General features: G+C 69.9%; 23 protein-coding genes. 11 read left to right on the top strand and 12 right to left on the bottom strand.

Going from position 1 to position 20332, the window contains the following annotated elements; all coding sequences use genetic code 11:
* Window positions 1-537: hypothetical protein (locus ABD108_RS17365; RefSeq protein ID WP_343930924.1), on the top strand; the 537-nt coding region annotated here is incomplete at its 5' end.
* Between the two features lie 39 nt (window positions 538-576).
* Here ABD108_RS17365 and ABD108_RS17360 read toward each other — a convergent pair.
* On the bottom strand, window positions 577-1914 hold the full coding sequence (locus tag ABD108_RS17360) for an MFS transporter (RefSeq protein ID WP_425579793.1): 1338 nt from the start codon (window positions 1912-1914) through the stop codon (window positions 577-579).
* Window positions 1915-1958: 44 nt separating this feature from the next.
* Between ABD108_RS17360 and nhaA the strand changes: the two genes are divergently transcribed.
* The 3 genes from nhaA to ABD108_RS17345 are packed head-to-tail and all read left to right on the top strand — an operon-like array spanning window position 1959 to window position 4705.
* Window positions 1959-3167 carry a Na+/H+ antiporter NhaA gene (gene nhaA, locus ABD108_RS17355; RefSeq protein ID WP_220657503.1) on the top strand — a complete coding sequence of 403 codons (1209 nt, stop codon included), beginning with the start codon at window positions 1959-1961 and terminating at the stop codon, window positions 3165-3167.
* Window positions 3168-3178: 11 nt separating this feature from the next.
* Entirely contained in the window at window positions 3179-3718 is a 540-nt protein-coding gene (locus ABD108_RS17350) for a phage holin family protein (protein ID WP_425579792.1), read from the top strand.
* A gap of 18 nt (window positions 3719-3736) precedes the next feature.
* Entirely contained in the window at window positions 3737-4705 is a 969-nt protein-coding gene (locus tag ABD108_RS17345) for an alpha/beta fold hydrolase (RefSeq protein ID WP_305112415.1), read from the top strand.
* Here the strand turns inward: ABD108_RS17345 and ABD108_RS17340 are convergent.
* From ABD108_RS17340 to nth, 4 genes are read right to left on the bottom strand one after another with little or no spacing between them, the layout of a single operon-like run.
* Window positions 4702-5910 carry a MarP family serine protease gene (locus ABD108_RS17340; protein ID WP_343930922.1) on the bottom strand — a complete coding sequence of 403 codons (1209 nt, stop codon included), beginning with the start codon at window positions 5908-5910 and terminating at the stop codon, window positions 4702-4704. The genes ABD108_RS17345 and ABD108_RS17340 overlap by 4 nt on opposite strands.
* On the bottom strand, window positions 5907-6611 hold the full coding sequence (locus ABD108_RS17335) for an NUDIX hydrolase (RefSeq protein ID WP_343930921.1): 705 nt from the start codon (window positions 6609-6611) through the stop codon (window positions 5907-5909). Before ABD108_RS17335 ends, ABD108_RS17340 begins: the two co-directional genes overlap by 4 nt.
* Entirely contained in the window at window positions 6608-7291 is a 684-nt protein-coding gene (locus tag ABD108_RS17330) for a TlpA family protein disulfide reductase (RefSeq protein ID WP_343930920.1), read from the bottom strand. Before ABD108_RS17330 ends, ABD108_RS17335 begins: the two co-directional genes overlap by 4 nt.
* The gene (gene nth, locus ABD108_RS17325) at window positions 7288-8055 is read right to left on the bottom strand and encodes an endonuclease III (RefSeq protein ID WP_220657497.1); all 768 of its coding nucleotides are present in this window, start codon (window positions 8053-8055) and stop codon (window positions 7288-7290) included. The genes ABD108_RS17330 and nth overlap by 4 nt, the downstream gene beginning before the upstream one ends.
* Window positions 8056-8130: 75 nt before the next feature.
* On the opposite strand from nth, the gene ABD108_RS17320 reads away from it, so the two are divergent.
* On the top strand, window positions 8131-8343 hold the full coding sequence (locus ABD108_RS17320) for a hypothetical protein (RefSeq protein ID WP_255585629.1): 213 nt from the start codon (window positions 8131-8133) through the stop codon (window positions 8341-8343).
* A 159-nt stretch (window positions 8344-8502) separates the two neighbouring features.
* On the top strand, window positions 8503-9177 hold the full coding sequence (locus ABD108_RS17315) for a Crp/Fnr family transcriptional regulator (RefSeq protein WP_013128499.1): 675 nt from the start codon (window positions 8503-8505) through the stop codon (window positions 9175-9177).
* Between the two features lie 122 nt (window positions 9178-9299).
* Here ABD108_RS17315 and ABD108_RS17310 read toward each other — a convergent pair whose 3' ends face one another.
* Genes ABD108_RS17310 through sp36 form a run of 3 tightly spaced genes read right to left on the bottom strand, consistent with a single transcriptional unit; the run spans window position 9300 to window position 10755 of the window.
* Complete coding sequence (locus tag ABD108_RS17310) at window positions 9300-10133, bottom strand: MBL fold metallo-hydrolase (protein ID WP_343930919.1); 834 nt, start codon at window positions 10131-10133, stop codon at window positions 9300-9302.
* Window positions 10130-10594: a RidA family protein gene (locus ABD108_RS17305; RefSeq protein WP_220657495.1), complete on the bottom strand. Its 465-nt coding sequence runs from the start codon at window positions 10592-10594 to the stop codon at window positions 10130-10132. The genes ABD108_RS17310 and ABD108_RS17305 overlap by 4 nt, the downstream gene beginning before the upstream one ends.
* Complete coding sequence (sp36, locus tag ABD108_RS17300) at window positions 10594-10755, bottom strand: Sp36 family protein (protein WP_220657494.1); 162 nt, start codon at window positions 10753-10755, stop codon at window positions 10594-10596. The genes ABD108_RS17305 and sp36 overlap by 1 nt, the downstream gene beginning before the upstream one ends.
* Window positions 10756-10856: 101 nt before the next feature.
* Between sp36 and bagA the strand changes: the two genes are divergently transcribed.
* Together bagA and bagB are read left to right on the top strand one after the other, a co-directional pair.
* A complete protein-coding gene (bagA, locus tag ABD108_RS17295) occupies window positions 10857-11903 on the top strand; it encodes an ATPase BagA (RefSeq protein WP_425579797.1) in 1047 nt (348 codons plus the stop codon).
* A complete protein-coding gene (gene bagB / locus ABD108_RS17290; protein ID WP_343930918.1) occupies window positions 11900-13000 on the top strand; it encodes an ArsA family ATPase in 1101 nt (366 codons plus the stop codon). The genes bagA and bagB overlap by 4 nt, the downstream gene beginning before the upstream one ends.
* Before the next feature lie 68 nt (window positions 13001-13068).
* Here bagB and ABD108_RS17285 read toward each other — a convergent pair whose 3' ends face one another.
* Window positions 13069-13380, bottom strand: coding sequence for a WhiB family transcriptional regulator (locus ABD108_RS17285; protein ID WP_013128505.1), 312 nt, complete (start codon window positions 13378-13380; stop codon window positions 13069-13071).
* Window positions 13381-13624: 244 nt separating this feature from the next.
* Between ABD108_RS17285 and ABD108_RS17280 the strand changes: the two genes are divergently transcribed.
* The 3 genes from ABD108_RS17280 (at window position 13625) to ABD108_RS17270 (ending at window position 18429) form a co-directional block, all read left to right on the top strand.
* Window positions 13625-16147: a penicillin-binding protein gene (locus ABD108_RS17280; protein WP_305112408.1), complete on the top strand. Its 2523-nt coding sequence runs from the start codon at window positions 13625-13627 to the stop codon at window positions 16145-16147.
* 127 nt (window positions 16148-16274) lie between these two features.
* On the top strand, window positions 16275-17657 hold the full coding sequence (locus ABD108_RS17275) for an aldehyde dehydrogenase family protein (protein WP_343930917.1): 1383 nt from the start codon (window positions 16275-16277) through the stop codon (window positions 17655-17657).
* Between the two features lie 13 nt (window positions 17658-17670).
* Window positions 17671-18429, top strand: a complete 759-nt coding sequence (locus ABD108_RS17270; protein WP_343930916.1) for an enoyl-CoA hydratase/isomerase family protein — start codon at window positions 17671-17673, stop codon at window positions 18427-18429.
* On the opposite strand, the gene ABD108_RS17265 is transcribed toward ABD108_RS17270, so the two are convergent.
* The 3 genes from ABD108_RS17265 to ABD108_RS17255 form a co-directional block, all read right to left on the bottom strand.
* Entirely contained in the window at window positions 18410-18640 is a 231-nt protein-coding gene (locus ABD108_RS17265) for a hypothetical protein (RefSeq protein ID WP_220657489.1), read from the bottom strand. The two genes, ABD108_RS17270 and ABD108_RS17265, sit on opposite strands and share 20 nt — an antisense overlap.
* A gap of 131 nt (window positions 18641-18771) precedes the next feature.
* Window positions 18772-19539, bottom strand: a complete 768-nt coding sequence (locus ABD108_RS17260) for a crotonase/enoyl-CoA hydratase family protein (protein WP_343930915.1) — start codon at window positions 19537-19539, stop codon at window positions 18772-18774.
* Window positions 19536-20330, bottom strand: coding sequence for an acyl-CoA thioesterase domain-containing protein (locus ABD108_RS17255; RefSeq protein WP_220657487.1), 795 nt, complete (start codon window positions 20328-20330; stop codon window positions 19536-19538). Before ABD108_RS17255 ends, ABD108_RS17260 begins: the two co-directional genes overlap by 4 nt.
* Window positions 20331-20332: the final 2 nt, after the last annotated feature.

The raw sequence follows: 20332 nt of genomic DNA, 5'->3' as shown, positions 1-20332 counted from the left end.
GCCGCGAAGGCGGCGGCGGACCGGGCCGCCGAGGCGAAGGCCGCGGCGGATCGAGCCGCCGAGGAGGCGGCCCGCAAGCCGGTGGACCGGGAGGCCGCCCAGCGCGCGGCCGCCGAGCGCGCCGCCGCCGATAAGGCTGCGGCCGCCGCGTCCGAGCAAGCCGACGCCGCGCAGAAGGCCGCCGACCGAGGCGGGTCGTCGAGCAGCGCCGGCTCGTCGTCGGGCCGTACGGGTTCGGAGGGGTCCGGCTCCGGATCGAGCACCTCCGGAAGCTCCCGCTCGACCGAATCCGGTTCGACCGGCGCGGGTTCGAGCAGTTCCGGCTCGACCGGTTCGGATTCCAGCGGTTCCGGATCGCGTTCGAGCTCCAGCGGCTCCGATTCGAGCAGCTCGGGATCGAGCAGTTCCGGTTCGGGTAGCTCCGGTTCGAGCGGCTCCAGCTCGTCGGGTAGCTCCGGCTCGTCGAGCGGCTCGGACTCGGCCGGCTCGTCGAGCGGATCCTCCGCCGGATCCGCATCGTCGGCGACGGCCGGCTAGCGGGTACCCCGGATGGGCCGGCCGCGCCGGCCCATCCGGCTAGACCTTGTCGAGCTCCACGTCGCGGGTCTCGGGCATCGCGAGCAAGGCGATGAGCGTGGCACCACCCGCGAGCGCGAGGTACACGCCCACCCAGCCGACGCCGTAATCGCTCACCAACCAGGTGGCGATGAAGGGGGCGATGGCCGCGCCCAGGATCGACGCGAAATTGTACGCGATACCGCTGCCCGTGTACCGGACGTTGGTGGCGAACAGCTCCGGGAGCACCGCGCTCATCGGGCCGAAGGTGATGCCCATCAGAGTCAGGCCCACGATGAGCACGGCCAGCATCGACCCCTGCGTGGTGGTCGACGGATCCAGGATCCACTTGAAGGACAGGCCGAAACCGATGATGGCCAGGGTCGCGCCGATCAGCACCAGCCGCCGGCCGACCCGGTCGGCGAAGTAACCCGAGACCGCCACGAAGGCCGCGAAGAAGAGCACGGCGACCAGCTGCATCTGCAGGAAGTCGATGTAGGAGATGCCCAGCTTCACGCCCGACTTGTCCACCACCTTGCCGGTGCCGTACGACACGATCCAGGTGGTCACCAGATAGAACAGCGTGTACGTGGCCACCATGACGAAGGTGCCGATGATCAGCGGCCGCCACGCGGTGCGCAGCACCTCGCCCAGCGGCGCCTTCACCTTCTTGCCGTCCTCGACGGCCTTGGCGAAGACCGGGGTCTCAGTGAGCTTGAGCCGGACGTACAGGCCCACGATCACCATCACGGCCGACGCGAGGAAGGGGATGCGCCAGCCCCAGGTCATGAACGCGTGGTTGGAGGCCGAGGTCTTCGAATCGAAGTCCATCAGCTGCATGATCACCAGGAAGGTGCCGTTGGCCAGGAAGAAGCCGAACGGGGCGCCGAGCTGCGGCCACATCGCCGCCCAGGCCCGCTTGCCGGGCTCCGCGGTCTCCGTCGCCAGCAGGGCGGCACCCGACCACTCGCCGCCGAGCCCGAGGCCCTGGGCGAAGCGCATCAGGGCCAGCAGCGCCGGAGCCCAGTAGCCCACCTGATCGAAGGTGGGCAGCACGCCGATGAGGAAGGTGGCGATGCCCATGGTGAGCAGCGATCCCACGAGGGTGGCCTTGCGGCCGACCCGGTCACCGAAGTGGCCGAACAGGATCGAGCCCAGTGGGCGGGCCACGAAAGCCAGGCCGAAGGTGGCGAACGAGGCGAGCAGCGCCGCGGTGTCGTCCCCCTTCGGGAAGAAGAGGGTGGGGAACACGAGCACGGCAGCGGTCGCGTAGATGTAGAAGTCGAAGAACTCGATGGTGGTGCCCACCATGGAGGCGACGACGATTCGCCTGCGATTCATTCGGCAGAGATTACTCATTCCGTGACCTCCGTCACCCACCGACCCTGCGGTAGGTTCGACCGATGAGCGACGCATCGTCGAACCCCCAGACGAACGCGCTGTCCCGCTTCCTGCGCACGGAGACCGTGGGCGGAACCGCCCTGCTGATGGCCGCCTTCGTCGCCCTCGTCTGGGCCAACTCCCCCTGGGCCGATGCCTATCAACACCTCGGCGAAATCCATGTGGGCACAGACTCACTCAGACTGTTCGGGGAGCCGCTGCATCTGCGCCTCACGCTCGCCGAGTGGGCGAAGGACGGGCTGCTGGCCGTGTTCTTCTTCGTGGCGGGCCTCGAGCTCAAGCGCGAACTGGTGGTGGGCGAGCTCTCGACCCTGCGCAGCGCCGCCCTCCCGGTGATCTGTGCGACGGGCGGTGTGGTGGTGCCCGCGCTGATCGCCTTCGCCATCGCGCACGACGATCCGCGCATCGCGAGCGCCTGGGCCATCCCCATCGCCACCGACATCGCCTTCGCCCTCGGCATCCTGGCGCTCACCGGATCGCGTCTGCCCTCGGGCGCACGGGTCTTCCTGCTGGGGCTGGCGGTGGTCGACGATCTGATCGCGATCGTGGTGATCGCCGTACTCTTCTCCACCGGCCTGAGCCTGCTGTGGCTGGGCGTGGCCGTGGCGGGGTGCGCCGCCTACGCGCTGGCCCAGCACCGCCGCATCACCACGCCCCTGCTCTACCTTCCGCTGGCCGCGCTGGTGTGGATCGCCATGCTGCAGTCCGGGGTTCACGCCACCATCGCCGGAGTCGCGCTCGGCCTGCTCACCCGCGTCCGCACCGATCCCGGCGAGGCCGAGGCACCGGCGGAGCGCCTGGAGCACCGCATCCAGCCCTTCTCCGCGCTGGTGTGCGTGCCGATCTTCGCCTTCTTCGCCTCCGGTGTCGCCGTGAACGGTGAGGTCTTCCGCGCCCTGTTCACCGATAAGATCGCGGTCGCCGTGATGGCCGGGCTGTTCTTCGGCAAGATCATCGGCATCTTCGGGTCCAGCACGGTGGCCGTGCGGCTGGGCATCGCCGAACGCCCCGAAGGACTCACCGGCCGCGACATCCTGGCACTGAGCGTGCTCGGCGCGATCGGCTTCACCGTGAGCCTGCTGGTGGCCGAACTCTCGCTGGGCGACAGCGCCGATCTCGCCAAGGCGGCGGTGTTGCTGACATCGCTCGTGGCCTCCGTGATCGGTTCGCTGCTGTTGCTACGGCGTGGTCGCGCGCACACGAACACCTGACCTCTGGCACGATGAGGACAGCAACGAGGAGGAAAGACGTGAGCTTGGACAGCACACCCACCACCGGAACGCCGCAGACCCTGTCGGCGATCCCCCTCACCGACCCGAACGTGACGTCCACGGGCGATCCCACGATCGGCAGCCTGGTGCGCGATGCGACGGCCCAGGTGTCCTCGCTGGTCCGCGCCGAGGTCGAGTTGGCGAAGACGGAGACGGTCGCCGACCTGAAGAAGGGCGTCACGGGTTCGGCCTTCTTCATCCTGGCGGGCGTGGTGCTGCTGTACTCGTCGTTCTTCTTCTTCTTCTTCCTCGCCTACGTGATCAACATCTGGCTGCCCACCTGGGCCGCCTTCGGCATCGTCTTCCTGCTGATGGTGTTCATCGCCGTGGTCTCGGCCGTGATCGGTTACCTGCAGGTGCGCCGTATCCGCGGACCGAAGAAGACCATCGAATCGCTCAAGGAATCGCAGTCGATCCTCAAGGGCGATCTCGACCCGGTGGTCGCGCTCAAGAAGCCGGCGGGCGCCCCGTCGGCCGGCTCCAGCTCGTAACACCGACTCCAGACCCCGGTGACCAGCCCTGACCCGTCGAGCGTCCGCTTCCCCGGTCCGTGGAAGCACCTCGACGTGCGTGCCAACGGCATCCGGCTGCACGCCGTCGAATACCGCCCCGAGGGCTCCGATGAGCCCCAACACGACCGCCCGCTGGTGGTCTTCCTGCACGGCTTCGGCGGATTCTGGTGGAGCTGGCGGCATCAGATGCCGCTGCTGCACGAGGCCGGCTACCGCGCCGTCGCCGTGGACCTGCGCGGCTACGGCGACAGCGACAAACCCCCGCGCGGCTACGACGGCTGGACCCTGGCCGGCGACATCAGCGGCCTGATCCGCGCGCTCGGCCACGGCAACGCCGCGCTCGTCGGGCACGCGGAGGGCGGGCTCGGCTGCTGGTCCACCGCCACCCTGCATCCCCGGGTGGTCTCGGCCATCGCGCTGGTCTCCTCGCCCCATCCGATCGCCCTCAAGCGGTCGGCCCTGCGCAACCGGGACCAGCGGTCGGCGATGCTCGGACCGATCACCTTCGCGCAGCTGCCCCGGGTGGCCGAGGACCGGCTCACCCGCGACGACGGCGCGGAGATCGCCCGGCTCATCGACGAACGCAGCGGGGCGACCTGGAAACGCACCGCCGACTACGTGGACGCGGTGGACCGCTACCGCAGCGCCATCCGCATCCCCGGCACGGCGCACAGCGCCCTGGAGTACGCGCGGTGGGCGTGGCGCAGCCAGTTCCGGCCCGACGGCACCCGCTTCCTGAGCCGGATGAACCAGCGGCTGCACATCCCCGTGCTCGCCTTCCGCGGCGAGAGCGATCCGTACGTGCTGCCCCAGCCCGTCTTCTCCAGCCACGACTGGGCGAGCGACTACCGGGTGCGCACCGTCGACAACGCCGGGCACTACGCGCACGAGGAGGCGCCCGGCACCGTCGGCCCGCAGCTGCGCGATTTCCTGCTGGGCCTGCCCGGCCCCCGGCTCCTGAACTAGCGGCTCAGCACGCAGTTGCCGGTGGACACTCCCGGTGCGGCGGCGGGCTTCTTCGCGGCCTCGAGCGCCGGTTCGATCTGCTTGGCGCTGAGCGCGTACGCCGTGTCCGGATCGTTGGTCGCCATCCCGAAGATCACTCCCACCACGTTGCCGTCGCGGTCGAGGAGCGGGCCGCCGGAGTTACCGGGCCGCACCTGCCCGCGCAGCAGGTACACATCGCGGCGCACCTTCGCATCGCGGTAGACGTTCATCCCCTCCAGCGTCTGGTGGTTGCGGACCCGGGTGGACGAGAGCGTGAGCGGCCCGCCGCCCGGGTAGCCCAGGGCGAAGCCCGAATCGCCCGGCTTCGCACCGTTGAAGACGATCCGCAGCGGGTCCGCGCGCAGGCCCGGCACCGTGAGCACCGCGACATCGGTCTGCGGGTCGAAGTAGGTCACCTGTGCGGCGTACTTCTGCCGCCCGTCGACGGTGACCTGCACGTTGCGCGTGCCGGCCACCACGTGCGCGTTGGTGATCACGCGCTCGCGCAGCGCGATGAACCCGCTGCCCTCCAGCGCGCGGCTGCACGAGGGCGCCTGGCCGTCGATCCGCACCACGCCGGGGCGCACCCGCTGCACCGCGGGATCGGTGAAGTCGACGCGCTCGGGCGCATCCACGTTGGTGATCGGGGTGCGCGCGAACGGGCCCATCACCTGCGGCAGGCCCGAATCGTCGACGATCCCGGCCACCTTCTGCGGCAGATCGCCCAGGCCCACGTTCTGGGCGAACTTGTTCACCCCCGACAGCACCGACGATCCGTTCACAGCACCGGACACCGCCGGCGACGCCGCCGATGTCAGCGGGATCGCCACCAGCCACGCGGCCAGCAGCACCGCACCCATCTGCGCGATCGCGCCGACGCCCGAGTCGAGGGCCCGCGCCGACGATCCGCGGATGGAACTGCGCACCAGCCGTCCGAGCACCATGCCCGAGAGCTCACCCACGATCACCAGCGCAGCCAGCAGGCCGAGCCCCAGCAGGAGCCGGGTGCGCTGGTCGTCGACGGAGGACAGCACGTGCGGCGCGAGGAGCACGCCCGCGGTGGCGCCCAGCGCCACGCCGATGAAGGCCAGGACCGAGGCGGCTGCGCCCTGGCGGTACCCCGAGATCGCCGCCACGATCACCAGGAGGATGACCACGGCGTCCACCCACGCGGACCCGCTCACCGCACCTCCTCCTGCCAGTGCGCCGCCCGGTCGGCCGCGGCGCGCACCTCGTCGGTCAGCGGCCGCACATCGTGCGTGTCCCAGGGGCGTTCCCATCCGGCGGCCGCGATCAAGGCGTTCAGCAGGCCACCGGTGAAGCCCCACACCAGCATCGGGCCCGCGGCGAAGGCGGGCCCCTTGTAGAAGGATTTGCGCACCATGAACCGGTTCGCCGGATCGATCAGCTCGGCCAGCGGCACCTTGCGCACCAGCGCGGTCTCGCCCTCGTCCACCACGTGCACCGTCGAGGGGCGCGCGGCGTAGCCGATCACGGGCACCACCAGGAAGCCGGACACCGGCACCTCGATCGGGTCGAGCACCGCGAGCACGTCGACCGAGGCGGGGTCGAGACCCGTCTCCTCCCACGCCTCGCGCAGGGCGACGGCCACGTCGTCGGCGTCCTCGGGGTCGCGGGCGCCGCCCGGGAAGGCCACCTGGCCCGAGTGCTGGCGCAGCGCGGACGCCCGCTGCTGCAGCAGCACCGATGCGTCGGCGGGAAGGCTCTCGGCGGTGGGGTCACCGTCGAACAGGATGAGGACGGCGGCGCTGCGCGGGTTGCGGACGCGCTGCAACGCGGCCACCGCCCCGCCGCGGCGCTGCAGCTCGGCGCCGATGTCGTCGAGGTTCCCCAGCAGCGGTTCGAGCCACGCCGGGGCGGTCACAGATCGACTCCCAGATCGGCGCGGACGGTCGCGGCCACGTCGTCGGCGGAGGTGAAGGGGCGGGCATGCACGCTCGCCACACTGCCATCGGCGCGTAACAGGATGGTTGCGGGGTACACCCGCGGAGCGCCCAGCAGCGTGGCGACCTTGGCCTGCGGGTCCTCCACCGTGGGCAGCGTGAGCCGCAGTTCGGACAGCAGATCGAGGGCGGCCGCCGGGTTGGGATCGGCGTGCACGGACAGCACGGTGAGCTTGCCGGCGCCGCGGCTCGCGATCTCGGCCATCGCCGGCAGCTCCACCCGGCACGGCGCGCACCACCAGGCCCACACGTTGACCAAAGTCGGCAGCCCGTCGGGCAGCGCGCCGGCGTCGAGCGGGGCACCGTCGCCGAGGCAGTCGAGCCGCAGTCCCGCGAGCGGGCCGCGCGCCGTCCCGCCGGTGACGCACGGTGCGAGCGCCGCCTTCGCCCGGGCGGCCTGCAACTGGCCGGGGCTCACGCTGGTCGACGGTGCGCCCGACGGCGGCGGCGCCGCGGTATCGCCGCCACTGCGGGGCCAGATGGCGACGGCGAGCGCCAGGGCCACCACGGCGCACACGATCACCCAGCGGGCGGTGCCGGAGATGCGGCTCGGCTTCTCGCCGGGCAGCAGGGGCGCGGGTTCGCGCTCGGGCTCGGTCATCGGGCGGCTCCCGGGGCTCGGCGGCGGCGCGGCGGGGGCGGCGCGATCTCCAGCAGGTGCTCGCGTTCGGGGCCCTTCACGAGGTCGGCGGCCTCCGCCGGGTCGACGGGGCCGGTGCCGAAGGACGGGCAGTCCTTGGCGAGTACGCACACGCCGCACGCGGGTTTGCGGGCGTGGCACACGCGGCGGCCGTGGAAGATCACGCGGTGGCTGAGCAGTGTCCACTCCTTGCGGGGGATCAGCTCGCCGACGGCGTGCTCGATCTTCACCGGGTCGGTCTCCTCGGTCCACTCCCAGCGGTGTACGAGTCGGCTGAAGTGGGTGTCCACGGTGATGCCCGGCACGTCGAAGGCGTTGCCGAGGACCACGTTCGCCGTTTTCCTGCCGAATCCGGGCAGCGTCACCAGGTCTTTCATGCGGCGCGGGACCTCGCCGTCGAACCGGTCCACGAGGGCCTGACCGAGGCCCATGATCGAGGTGGCCTTGTTCCGGTAGAAGCCGGTGGAGCGGATGTACTCCTCGAGTTCGGCGCGCTCGGCGCCGGCGTAATCGGCGGCCGTCCGATACCGGGCGAACAGGGCGGGTGTGACTTGATTCACCCGGACATCGGTGCACTGCGCCGAGAGGATCGTGGCGACCGAGAGTTCAAGCGGATTCGTGAAGTCGAGCTCGCAGTAGACGTGCGGAAACGCGGTCGCCAGGGTCCGATTCATTCGCCGGGCCCGACGCACCAGCGCGAGGTGGGACTCCGGCTCCTGGGGCATGGTTCACCATCTTAACGACGAGCCCGTATCGGTTTCGTGGCCTTATCGAGACCTTCGCTGTGTTTACTGACCGGCATGCAAGGATTGCTCGGGCTGCTCTTTCCGGTGGTGCTGATGCTGTTCGCTCTCGCGATGGAACGCATCGAAGTACGGGTCACCGCGCAGTCCTCGGCACCCTCCGGGGCCGAGGACGACGCTCCCGATGTGGAAACGCTCGCGACGATCGGGCTGCCGAAGGCCGTCGACAGTCTCGACCTGGACGGCGGCGCCGAGCGACAGGCCAGCTGACCCCGTCGCCGTGCCCTTCGCACTCCGAACAGGTATGGTGCACTAGGTCATGTGTGCGATCTCCCACATCGGGGACGATCGGTGCATAAACTCACACAGCAATCGGATTCGCGGCGAAAAGCGTTCGCGAGCATGGGTCGATCGAGGAAGAGGTACCCCGTGGAAGAGGTCCTGGCGCGGGCCGGCATTTTTCAGGGTGTCGAGCCGAGCGCTATCGAGGCGCTCACCAAGGATCTGCACGAGGTGGATTACCCCCGTGGCCATGTGATCTTCAGTGAGGGCGAGCCGGGCGACCGGCTGTACATCATCCTGTCCGGCAAGGTGAAGCTCGGCCGTCGCTCGCCCGACGGTCGCGAGAACCTGCTGTCGGTCATGGGACCGTCGGACATGTTCGGTGAGATGTCGATCTTCGACCCGGGCCCCCGCACGTCGAGCGCGACCACGATCACCGAGGTCCGCGCGATGACGATGGACCGCGAGGCACTGCGCGCCTGGATCCGGGATCGGCCCGAGATCGCGGAGCAGCTGCTGCGCGTGCTGGCCCGCCGCCTGCGGCGGACCAACAACAATCTGGCCGACCTCATCTTCACCGACGTTCCCGGTCGCGTGGCCAAGCAGCTGCTGCAGCTCGCGCAGCGCTTCGGCACGCACGAGAACGGCGCACTGCGGGTGACGCACGATCTCACCCAGGAGGAGATCGCCCAGCTGGTCGGCGCCTCCCGCGAGACCGTGAACAAGGCGCTCGCCGATTTCGCGCACCGCGGCTGGCTGCGCCTCGAGGGCAAGTCCGTGGTGATCACGGATTCCGAGCGCCTGGCACGTCGCGCCCGCTGACATCCGGAACGAGGGATGGGGCGGGGAGACGCTGCGAACGATTCTGCAGTGCCCGAGGCGCTAGCCGAGGGTGCGAAGCCTAGTGAGCAGCGTCTCCCCGCCCCATACCGTCCGCTCGCCCATCAGCCGTGGTCGGCGAGGTAGCGCAGTTGCACCTTGACGGATTGCCGTGCGGCGGGCCAGACCTTCTTGTCGACGTCTTTGTAGACGTGCTTGACCACCTTCATCGGCTTCGCCTCGGCCGCAGTCACACCCAGCTCGTCGAGCGCGTCCCGGACCTGCTGCAGCCGCTCCTGACGGTGCGCGGCATAACCGGCGACCACGGGCGCCGCATCGGACAGATCGGGACCGTGCCCAGGGAGCAGCACCCGACCGGAGGCCACCTCCGACAGCGCCTCCAACGAGCCGAGGTAGTCGGCGAGGGTGCCGTCCTCGGCGTCGAGCACCGTGGTTCCGCGCCCCAGCAGGGTGTCGCCCGAGACCAGGGCGCCGGGGACCGCGCCGTCCGAATCCTCCCAATCGACCAGGAAACTCAACGAGTCCGCGGTGTGGCCCGGTGTGTGCAGCACGCGGATCCGCAGTCCGGCCACGTCGATCTGCTCGCCGCCCTGCAGCGGCGTCGCGGTGTTCACGCAGTACTTCGGTGAGAAGGCGCGGATCGGGCTGCGCGTGAGTTCCTCCCAGCAGCGCAGGCCGCCGGTGTGGTCGCCGTGCCGGTGCGTCACCAGCGTGAGCGCCACCTTCCCGGCGGCCTTCGCCACTCGTTTGAGGTGCTTCTTGTCCTTCGGCCCCGGGTCCACCACCACCGCCTCTTCACGCCCGGGGGCGCGCAGGATCCACGTGTTGGTGCCGTCGAGCGTCATCACCGACGGGTTGTCGCACAGCAGCACCGAGGCGTACGGGGTTACCGCGCGCAGCTTCTTCGGCGCCGGGTGCGTCAGGGCCCCGGAGCTCATACCTGGACCGTGAGCTCGACCTCGACCGGTGCGCCCAGCGGCAGTTCGGCGACGCCGACGGCGGAGCGCACGTGTACGCCCGCATCGCCGAAGATCTCGCCCAGCAGCAGCGAGGCGCCGTTGAGCACGGCCGCCTGGTTGGAGAAGCCCTTGGCGGAGGCCACGAATCCGGTGACCTTGACGATCCGCTTCACCGAGTCGATGCCCACGAGGGCGTGCACGGCGGCGAGCGCGTTGAGCGCGCACTGCCGGGCGGCGAAGACGGCGTCGTCGAGGTGCACGATGCCCTCGGCGTTCTCGCTCACCTTGCCCTGGGACACCAGCTCACCGTCGCGCATGGGGAGCTGGCCCGCGGTGTAGACGAGGTCGCCCACCTGCGTGGCGGGAACGTAGGCGGCGAGCGGGGGCACCACCTCGGGCAGAGTGATGTTCAGCTCGGCGAGCCGCTCGGACCAGCTCATCAGAGGGCCCGCTTCATGTACGCGACGTGCTGCTCACCGGTGGGGCCGGGCAGCACGGTGACCAGCTCCCATCCGTCCGACCCCCAGGTGTCGAGGATCTGCTTGGTGGCGTGCGTCAGCAGTGGAATGGTCGCGTACTCCCAGGTGGTCTTCTCGCTCATGGGCTCAGCCTATCCACACGTGTTCTGCGTCGCAGTGGCGTAGGCGGTTGTCGCTATCGCACCGGCCGTGACGTCGGTGTGGATATGCTGCGGAAGTGGCGGTGAGCGAGGTGGGCCCGACGGGGTCGGCGGAGGACGCGGTGGTGTCGGAGTCGACGAGTTGGCCCGGTGAGCTCCGCGAGGCCCGGTTGCACTTCGTGTCCGGCAAGGGCGGCACCGGCAAGTCGACGGTGGCCGCGGCGCTGGCCCTGGCACTCGCCTCGGGCGGCAAGAAGGTGCTGCTGGTGGAGGTCGAGGGCCGCGGCGGCATCGGTCCCACCTTCGAGGTGAGCGATCTGCCGCCCACCGAGACGAAGATCGCGACGGCCGACGGGAACGGCGCGGTCTTCGCGCTGCCGATGGACGTGGAGGCCACGTTCCTCGACTACCTCAAGACCAATTACGGCATGGGACTGGCCGCGCGCGCCCTGAAATCGATCGGCGCGATCGAATTCGCGACCACGCTGGCGCCGGGGTTCAAGGACATCCTCATCACCGGCAAGATCATGGAGTGCACGCAGCGCCGCGATCGCGACGGCCGGTACGCGTACGACGCGGTGGTCGTGGATGCGCCGCCCACGGGCCGGATCGGCAAGTTCCTGGACGTGACCCGCGCGATGAAGGAGATCGCCAAGGCCGGACCGATCGCCGGACAGGCCGACCGCGTCGTCCGCCTGCTGCACTCCCCCGACACCGTGGTGCACCTGGTGACGCTGTTGGAGTCGCTGCCGGTGCAAGAGACTGCGGAGGCGGTCCGCGAGCTGCGCGAGTTGGACATGAAGGTGGGCGCGGTGATCGTCAATCGCGCTCTGCCGCAGCTGCTCAGCGATGCGGAGCTGTCCGCCGCGGCGGACGGCACCGTGGACGGTCCGGCAGTGCGCGCCGCGCTCACGGGCGCCGGGTTGGAGCTGTCGGACGAGGATTTCGCGGGGCTGCTCACGGAGACGATCCAGTACGCCCGCACGGTGCGCGGACAGGACGATGCGCGCGCCGAGCTCGACGAGGTGCGCACGGCCGGCCGGTTGAAGCTCCCGTTGCTGACCGGCGGGGTGGATCTGGGCGGCGTCTACGAGCTCGCCGAGGCGCTGACGAAGGCGGGTGTCCGATGATCGCACTGAAACTGGGCCCCCAGCTGGTGGATCCGGATACCAAGGTGGTGGTGTGCTGCGGCAGCGGCGGCGTCGGCAAGACCACGACCGCCGCGGCGATGGCGCTGTGGGCGGCCGAGCAGGGCCGCCACGTGGTGGTGCTCACGATCGATCCCGCGCGGCGCTTAGCGCAGGCGCTCGGGGTCTCGGATCTGACGAACGAGCCTCAGGCCGTGGATGTTCCGGGCAGCGGTTCGTTGCACGCGATGATGCTGGACATGAAGCGGACCTTCGATGAGATGGTCACGTCCAATGCGGATCCCGCTCGGGCGCAGGAGATCCTGAACAATCCCTTCTACCAGACCGTGGCCTCGTCGTTCTCCGGGACGCAGGAGTACATGGCGATGGAGAAGCTGGGCCAGCTCACCGAGGACGACCGCTGGGACCTGGTGGTGGTGGACACGCCGCCGTCGCGCAATGCGCTCGATTTCCTGGACGCACCGAAGCGGTTCGGCTCGATCCTCGATTCGCGGTTGATGAAGCTGATCGCCGGGCCCACCCGGGGCGTGGGCCGGATGCTGTCGGGCGGGATGGGGCTGGCCCTCAAGGCGGTCTCCGCCGTCGTCGGCAGTCAGTTACTTTCGGATGCTTCTATTTTCGTCTCGCAGATGGACGCCTTGATCGGCGGCTTCCAGGACCGCGCCGACCGCACCTACGCGCTGCTGGCGCAGCCGAGCACACGATTCGTGGTGGTCGCCTCCCCCGAGGCGGACACGCTGCGTGAGGCCACCTACTTCGTGGAGCGGCTGGCGGGCGAGCAGATGCCGCTGGCGGGGCTCATCGTGAACCGGACGCATCCGAGCCTGGCCACGGTCCCGGCCGAGGCCGCCGCATCCGCCCTCGATCGTCTCGGGTCCGACGGTGCCGGCCCGGTCGCGGCGGGCGCCCTGCGGGTGCACGACTGGCGGTCGCGGATCGCGACGCGCGAGCTGCAGACGCTCGGCGCCTTCGTCGGGCGGAACCCGGAGGTGCCGCTGGTGGGCGTGCCCTCACTGCCCTTCGAGGTGGCGAGCCTGGAGGCCCTGCAGGCCGTGGCCGAGCAGATCATCGGCGACTGACCGGGATCGATCCGGCCGGGCTCGACATGCGAGCGCCCGGGCCGTGAAGCCCGGGCGGAGGGGGTCGGTCAGACCGCGGTGCGCTTGCGGTCGCGCTGCGCCTCGAAGAAGGCGCGCCAGCTGGTGACCTCGGGATGCTGGCGGAGCAGGGCCCGGCGCTGGCGTTCGGTCATCCCACCCCAGACACCGAACTCGACGCGGCTGTCGAGCGCGTCGGCGCCGCACTCGAGCTGCACGGGACAGTGGCGGCAGATCGTGGCGACCTTGCGCTGCGCCGCACCGCGGACGAAGAGCTCGTCCGGGTCGACATCGCGGCACTTCGCCTTGGACACCCAGACCAGACGATCCTCGTCGTCAACGAGTACCCGTGCGTTGGTCATCTGACTCCCCTTTCACCTGGTGCTGCAACCTGCCGGCGACCCCGTCCCGTGCTGCCTATGGGGGTCGATCGAGGCGCTCGCCACATCGTCTGCGATAGTGTTACCTGAATCACACGGCGGACACAAGTCCGGAGCCGGGGGAATTCGGAACAGTGGTCCAAGAAAAGGTGTACGAACGTACCGATCGCCTGATCGGCGCGTCCGGACCCCGGAATCCGGAGCATCGGCACGTACTCTGGTGACCGTGTGGAAACCCGGAGTGATCGCCAAACTGGCCGCCTGCGTGCTGCTGGGCGGGCTGCTCGTGGCGGGCATCCTGTTCCCGTACATCGGTGGTATCGGGCTGATCTCCAACCGCGCAGCGGACACGGTGGACAACATCAGCTCGGAGCTGCTCGAGGGTCAGGTCCCCGAGGTCACCACGGTCACGGACAACACCGGCGCCCCGATCGCCTACCTCTACGACCAGCGCCGGGTGCAGGTGCCCTTCGACCAGATCTCCGAGAACATGGTGCGCTCGATCATCTCGATCGAGGACAAGCGCTTCATGGAGCACGACGGCGTCGACTACCAGGGCACGCTGCGCGCCTTCCTGAAGAACCAGTCGGCGGGCGAGGTGCAGCAGGGCGCGTCCACGCTCGACCAGCAGTACATCAAGAACTATCAGCTGCTGGTGCTCGCGCGGTCGGACGCCGACCGCAGGGCCGCCACCGAGACCACCCCGGCGCGCAAGCTCCGCGAGGTACGGATGGCGCTGTCCCTGGAGCGGACGCTCACCGAGCGGGCGAAGCAGGAGCGCGGCGTGGACGACGCGCAGGCCAAGCGGATCGCCAAGCAGCAGATCGTGGCGCGCTACCTCAACCTCGTCCCCTTCGGCAACGGTGCCTACGGCATCGAGGTGGCCGCGCAGACCTACTTCGGCAAGCGCGCCTCGCAGCTGTCGATCCCCGAGTCGGCGATGCTCGCCGGCATGGTGCAGTCGAGCTCGGCGCTCAATCCCTACACCAACCCCCAGGGCGTCACCGAGCGCCGCAACATCGTGCTCGACACCCTGGTGGACAACTTCCCGGACAAGGCCGACGAGTACCGCGCCGCGAAGTCGGCGCCACTGGGTGTGCTGCCGCGACCGAACACGCTGCCCGGCGGCTGCATCTCCGCGGTCGGCGGCCGCGGCTACTTCTGCGACTACGTGCAGCAGTACCTGGCGCAGGCCGGCATCCCCAAGGAGCAGGTGGTCCGCGGCGGCTACACCATCCGCACCACCCTCGATCCGCGCGTGCAGGACTCGGTGCAGTCGGCGCTCAACGCGGCCGCCAGCCCCACGCTGTCGAACGTGGCGCAGGTGATGAACGTGATCAAGCCGGGCGAGAACTCGCACGACATCCTGGCCATGAACTCCTCCCGGGTGTACGGCCTGGACGTGGGGAAGCGGCAGACGGTGCAGCCCGAGCCCTTCGCCCAGGTGGGCGACGGCGCCGGCTCGACCTTCAAGATCTTCACCGTGGCCGCGGCCATGGAGAAGGGCATGGGGCTCGACACCGACGTCTCGGTGCCGTCGACGGTGCAGGTCAAGGGGATGGGTACCGGCGGCTACGCGGGCTGCCCGGCCAATTCCTACTGCGTGAAGAACGCGGGCACGTACCCGGCGAACATGTCGCTCACCCAGGCGCTGGCCACCTCGCCCAACACCCCGTTCGTGAAGATGATCGAGCAGGTCGGTGTGACGCCGGTGGTCGATATGGCGGTCAAGCTCGGCCTGCGGTCGTACACGCTGCCGGGCAGCTCGGGCTTCGGCAACGACAGCCTCGCCGAGATGTTCAAGAAGCAGAACCTGGCCTCGTTCACGCTCGGCCCCACCGCGGTCAGCGCGCTGGAGCTGTCGAACGTGGCGGCCACCCTGGCCTCGGGCGGCGTGTGGTGCCCGCCCAACCCGATCCAGTCGATCACCCAGCCGAGCCGCAACAGCGACGGCGTGCAGACCATCGGGCAGGACGGTAAGCCGGTCACCACGCCGGTGCCCTTCAAGTCCGAGAAGTGCGAGCAGGTGATCGACAAGGGCCTCGCGGAGACCCTCGCCAACGCGCTCAGCGCGGACGACCGCGGCGCCGGTACCTCCGCGGCCGCGGCCTCGCGGGCCGGGTGGACGCTGCCGCTCGCCGGTAAGACCGGCACCACCGAGACCTTCCGCTCGTCGGCCTTCCTGGCGTACACCAACCAGATGGCCGGTGCGAGCTACGTCTACAACGACGGCGACTCCCCCGGCCCCATCTGCACCAGCCCGCTGCGCCCGTGCGGCGAGGGCAACGTGTACGGCGGCAACGAGCCCGCGTCGGCGTGGTACGCCGCGATGCGGCCGGTGGCCACGCTGTACGGGCCGGTGTCGCTGCCCCCGGTGGATCCGAAGTACAAGGACGGCTTCGGTCCCGGCAAGATCCCGAATGTGATCGGGCTCAACGTGAACGCGGCGAAGGCGCGGCTGGAATCGGCGGGCTTCAAGACCACGGTGGCCTACGTCAACAACTCGGCGCCGAGCGGCACCGTCGTCTCCACCTCGCCCTCGGGCTTCTCGCAACCGGGGTCGACTATCACCCTGAACCTGTCGAACGGGATCGCCCCGGCACCGTCGGTACCGATCCCGGGCGTGCAGACGGGTCCCGGCGGCACCACGATCACCATCCCCGGCTTCGGACAGTTCACCATTCCGGGAGCGGGCGGCCAGGGCGGCGGCCCGGTGCAGCCGCCGGCGCCGAATCCGCCGGGCAACTGATCGACAAGTCGCGCCGAGGTAGTTACGCAATCGCATTGTGCGAGCGGTTTCGGTGGCGTCGCGTCCCTAGTCTGAGGTGAGGGCACCCGCGAGCGCGGGGCCCGCATCCTCCGACGGAAGGATCGCCGTGCCCGCCACCTCGTTCGCCGACATCGTCGACCGCCAGCGCGCCCACTTCTACACCGATGCGACCAAACCGCTGGACTGGCGGCTCGATCAACTGGACCGCATGCAGCGCATGCTGAGCGAGCATCAGGACGAGTGGACCGCCGCGCTGTATCAGGATTTCCGGAAGCCGGCTTTCGAGCAGCTCTTCGAGATCACCGTGCCCACGGGGGTGATCGAGTACTACCGGAAGAACCTCGCGGGTCTCATGGCGCCGGAACCGGTGGCCCTGCCGCCGGGCTTGGAGGCCATCGGGAACAGTGGCGTGATCCACCGCGAGCCCTACGGCGTGACACTGGTGATCGGTCCCTTCAACGCGCCGATCCTGCTGCTGCTGGACCCGGCGATCGCCGCGCTCGCCGCGGGGAACACGGTGGTGCTCAAGCCCGCGAACACCACGCCCGCGACCGCCGCGCTGTTCGCGCGTCTCGTCCCGGAGTACTTCGAGCCGGAGAACGTGGCGGTGGTGACCGGCGGCCGTCAGGAGATCAGCGCGCTGCTGGACTTGCACTTCGATTTCATCTTCTTCACCGGCAGCTCCGCGGTGGGCAAGGTGGTGATGCGCGCGGCCGCGGAGAACCTCACGCCGGTGCTGCTCGAATTGGGCGGCCAGAACCCGACGATCGTCGATCGCACCGCGAACCTGGACCAGGCCGCAGACCGGATCGCGTGGGGGCACAACGCGATCTCGGGCCAGTGGTGCATCGCGCCCGGCTACGTGTGCGTCGAGGACACCGTCGCCGACGAGTTCGTGGCGAAGCTGTGCGCGTCGATCACCCGGATGTACGGGTCCGATCCGCAGCGGAGCCCGGATCTGGCCCGGATGATCAGCGAGCACGACACCGAACGCGTTGCGGGGTACATCCTCCCGGAGAAGACGGTGCTCGGTGGCCGCTCCGATATCGGTGACCGGTACGTGGAGCCGACGGTGCTCTACCCCTCGGACTGGGACGATCCGGCGTTGCAGCAGGAGGTCTTCGGTCCGGTGCTGCCGGTGCTGCGGTACTCGGATCTGGACGAGGTGATCACCCGCATCCGATCGTTGCCGCGCCCGCTGGCCGCGTACTTCTTCAGCACCGACCAGCCCACCGTGGACCGGTTGATGACCTCCTTGTCGTTCGGCGGCGGGTGCATCAATCAGACGAATCTGCACTGCTGGATCGACGCCCTGCCGTTCGGCGGCGTCGGCAACAGCGGCATGGGCAAGTACTACGGCCGGACCGGGTTCGAGGCTCTGAGCAACACCAAGGCCATGCTCGTCGGCGATCCGGACCGTCCGATCGACGTCTTCCCTCCCTATGCTGGCAAGGACCTCACAGCGTCGCTGTCGCTGTTCAGCGGATGATCGGAGCCCCCGCGTGACCACGCCCGAACTCACCGTCCTCCTCCGCGTCGAGGATCACGTCGCCACCATCACGTTGAACCGGCCGGAGAAGCTCAACGCGATCAACGCCGCGATGGTGGACGACCTCGCCGCGGCGCTGGACCGGGTGCGCGCGGGCATCGCCGACGGTGCCGTTCGCGTGCTGGTGCTCACCGGTGCCGGGCGCGCCTTCTCCGCCGGTTTCGATCTCGGATCGATCGTGGGCTCCCCGGTGGACTTCGCGGTGCGCACCGGCGATGTGGTCGATTCGATCGAGCAGCTGGACGTGCCGGTGATCGCGAAGGTCCGGGGTCCGGCGATGACCGGCGCACTGGAGGTGGCGCTCACGGCCGATCTGATCGTGGCCGCGGAGACCGCGAAATTCGCCGACACCCATGCCAAGTGGGGCCTGGTGCCGCAGTGGGGGCTCTCGGTGCGGCTACCGGAGCGGGTGGGCGATGCGACCGCGAAGCTGATGACCTTCACAGCGCGCGTCTTCAGCGGGACCGAGGCGGCGCGGATCGGGCTCGCGGATCTCGCGGTGCCGGAGGCGGATCTCGACGGCGCCGTGGCCGCGTTGGCCGCCGAGATCGCGGACAACTCGGCCGAGGCGATCGCGATCTACAAGAAGCTGTACGCCGATGCCCGTGCGCTGGACCGGCGCGCGGCCTTGGATGCGGAGCGCCGGCATTCGCGGGGCACCGCATCGGACACCGCCGAGCGGGTGGAGCGGTTCAGCCGAGGTTCTCGATGAGCCGGGTGATCCGGTTCTGCACGCGGCGCAGCTGCGCGCCCTGATCGTCGAGGCGGCGGGCGATGGAGTTCACCGCGTCGGACGAGCCGGTCTCGTGCAGGCTGCGGGCATCGATCTGGAGGTCGTCGCCGGTGCGGCCCACGGACGCGGCGATGAGGGTGAGTTGGGCGGTGAGATCGTCGAGTTCGCTGCGGACGCCTGCGAGCCCCATGGTGTTTCCCTTCCTCCGCCCCGGTGATCGGGGCGTTCGAGGAGCAGGTTATTGCGCGTGCACAGTCGGGGCGGCGACGCGCAGGTGACTGTCACATGACCGTTCTCCGACGAACGACTCCGGGTGTTTAGCTAATCGAACTCTCCGTGCCGGCCGGCGCCGCCCGCGAACCGGGTCGCGCCCGCCACCGCACCGTCGGTCAGGGAGGCGACGCCGTACCGGTGCTCCACGCCGAGCGCCTCGGCCTCGGGGAGGCCCTCGGATTCGAGCATCGCGAGCCGGTCGTTACGCAGGCAGGCCTGCGGGAACCCGGCCAGGCCGCGCCCCAGGGCGACGGCGGCGGCCAGCGCGGTTCCGGGTTCGACGAGGCGGTTGACCAGGCCGATGGCGTGCGCCTCGGCGGCGTCGACGGGCCGCCCGGTGAGGATCAGGTCCATGGCCCGGCTCGCTCCGATCAGGCGGGGCAGGCGCACCGTCCCGCCGTCGATGAGGGGCACGCCCCAGCGGCGGCAGAAGACGCCGAGCACGGCATCGGATGCGGCCACCCGCAGGTCGGCCCAGATCGCCAGTTCGAGTCCGCCGGCCACGGCGTGTCCCTCGATCGCGGCGATCACCGGTTTCGAGAGCCGCAGCCGGGAGATCCCCATCGGGGCGTCGCCGTCGGGTTCCACGCGATTCGGCGTGCCGGCGGCGACGGCCTTGAGATCGGCTCCGGCGCAGAAGGTTCCGCCGGTGCCGTACAGCACGGCGACCGCGGCGTCGGGATCGGCATCGAAGGCGCGGAAGGCATCCGCGAGCGCCTGCGCGGTGTCCCGGTCGACGGCGTTGCGCACCTCGGGACGGTCGATCCGGATGACGGTGACGGGTCCCTCGCGATGCACCCGAACGGTTTCGGTCATCGCGTCTCCTTCGGTCCGTGCACGGCGGCGCCGGTCGCCACGCCGGTCACGGTGCAGATGCCGAACCGTCCGGTGCGGTCGAACATGCTGGCCGAGGAGGCGCTGACGCCGTCGACGAGCAGGAATTGGTCGGCCTCCAGTCCGATCTCGTCGCCGATCGGCGCGCGGGACAGGGCCATCGAGACATCGCCGTTGATGGTCTGCACCCCTTCGGTTCCCATGCCCGTCACCAGGTTGGTGGTGTCCGAGACCATGGCGGCGCGCGCGAACGGGGTGGTGTCCTCGCCGTCGAGCACGCGCCAGCCCACCGTCCACACCCGCTTGCGTTCCGCGTTGAGCCACTGCGACGGGTCCTCGGCGGAGAGGTAGTCGCCGTCTCCGCATGCCATCGACAGGCGCGGCGCCCCGGCCGCGGGTGCCTGCGGGGATCGCGGATCCGTCCAGACGAGTCCGTCGGGTTGCGGCGCGCGGTGGTAGAACGTGGCGGCGGCGCGGACCACGGTGGTGTCCTCGTGCACGATCTCCGCCTCGGCCACGCGGATGCGGCGGCCCGATCGGATCAGGCGGGTGCGCACGTCGATGCGGCCCGCGGGAACCATGCGGAACAAGTCGCAGTGCCAGCGCGCGGGCACCAGACCGTCGCCGAACTCGGTGTCGAGTACCTGCGCCAGCAGGCCCGCCACGGCGGGGCCGGACAGGGTTCCGGGCGCCCAGCGTCCCTCGGCCGCCGGCAGGGACTCGAAGCCCTTGCCGCTGCGTATGAACTGGGGGCTGACCTGGGGCTCACTCACCC

This window comes from Tsukamurella strandjordii (assembly GCF_039525985.1).
Classification (GTDB): domain Bacteria; phylum Actinomycetota; class Actinomycetes; order Mycobacteriales; family Mycobacteriaceae; genus Tsukamurella; species Tsukamurella strandjordii.
This window is presented reverse-complemented; position numbering and strand designations above follow the sequence as displayed.

Coding starts and splice junctions, on each gene's coding strand:
- nhaA (WP_220657503.1), top strand. CDS start 1,959: ATGAGCGACGCATCGTCGAACCCCCAGACGAACGCGCTGTCCCGCTTC.
- sp36 (WP_220657494.1), bottom strand. CDS start 10,755: ATGAGCGAGAAGACCACCTGGGAGTACGCGACCATTCCACTGCTGACG.
- ABD108_RS17320 (WP_255585629.1), top strand. CDS start 8,131: ATGCAAGGATTGCTCGGGCTGCTCTTTCCGGTGGTGCTGATGCTGTTC.
- nth (WP_220657497.1), bottom strand. CDS start 8,055: ATGCCCCAGGAGCCGGAGTCCCACCTCGCGCTGGTGCGTCGGGCCCGG.
- ABD108_RS17260 (WP_343930915.1), bottom strand. CDS start 19,539: ATGACCGAAACCGTTCGGGTGCATCGCGAGGGACCCGTCACCGTCATC.
- ABD108_RS17310 (WP_343930919.1), bottom strand. CDS start 10,133: ATGAGCTCCGGGGCCCTGACGCACCCGGCGCCGAAGAAGCTGCGCGCG.
- bagB (WP_343930918.1), top strand. CDS start 11,900: ATGATCGCACTGAAACTGGGCCCCCAGCTGGTGGATCCGGATACCAAG.
- ABD108_RS17330 (WP_343930920.1), bottom strand. CDS start 7,291: ATGACCGAGCCCGAGCGCGAACCCGCGCCCCTGCTGCCCGGCGAGAAG.
- ABD108_RS17360 (WP_425579793.1), bottom strand. CDS start 1,914: ATGAGTAATCTCTGCCGAATGAATCGCAGGCGAATCGTCGTCGCCTCC.
- ABD108_RS17285 (WP_013128505.1), bottom strand. CDS start 13,380: ATGACCAACGCACGGGTACTCGTTGACGACGAGGATCGTCTGGTCTGG.
- ABD108_RS17265 (WP_220657489.1), bottom strand. CDS start 18,640: ATGGGGCTCGCAGGCGTCCGCAGCGAACTCGACGATCTCACCGCCCAA.
- ABD108_RS17305 (WP_220657495.1), bottom strand. CDS start 10,594: ATGAGCTGGTCCGAGCGGCTCGCCGAGCTGAACATCACTCTGCCCGAG.
- ABD108_RS17350 (WP_425579792.1), top strand. CDS start 3,179: ATGAGGACAGCAACGAGGAGGAAAGACGTGAGCTTGGACAGCACACCC.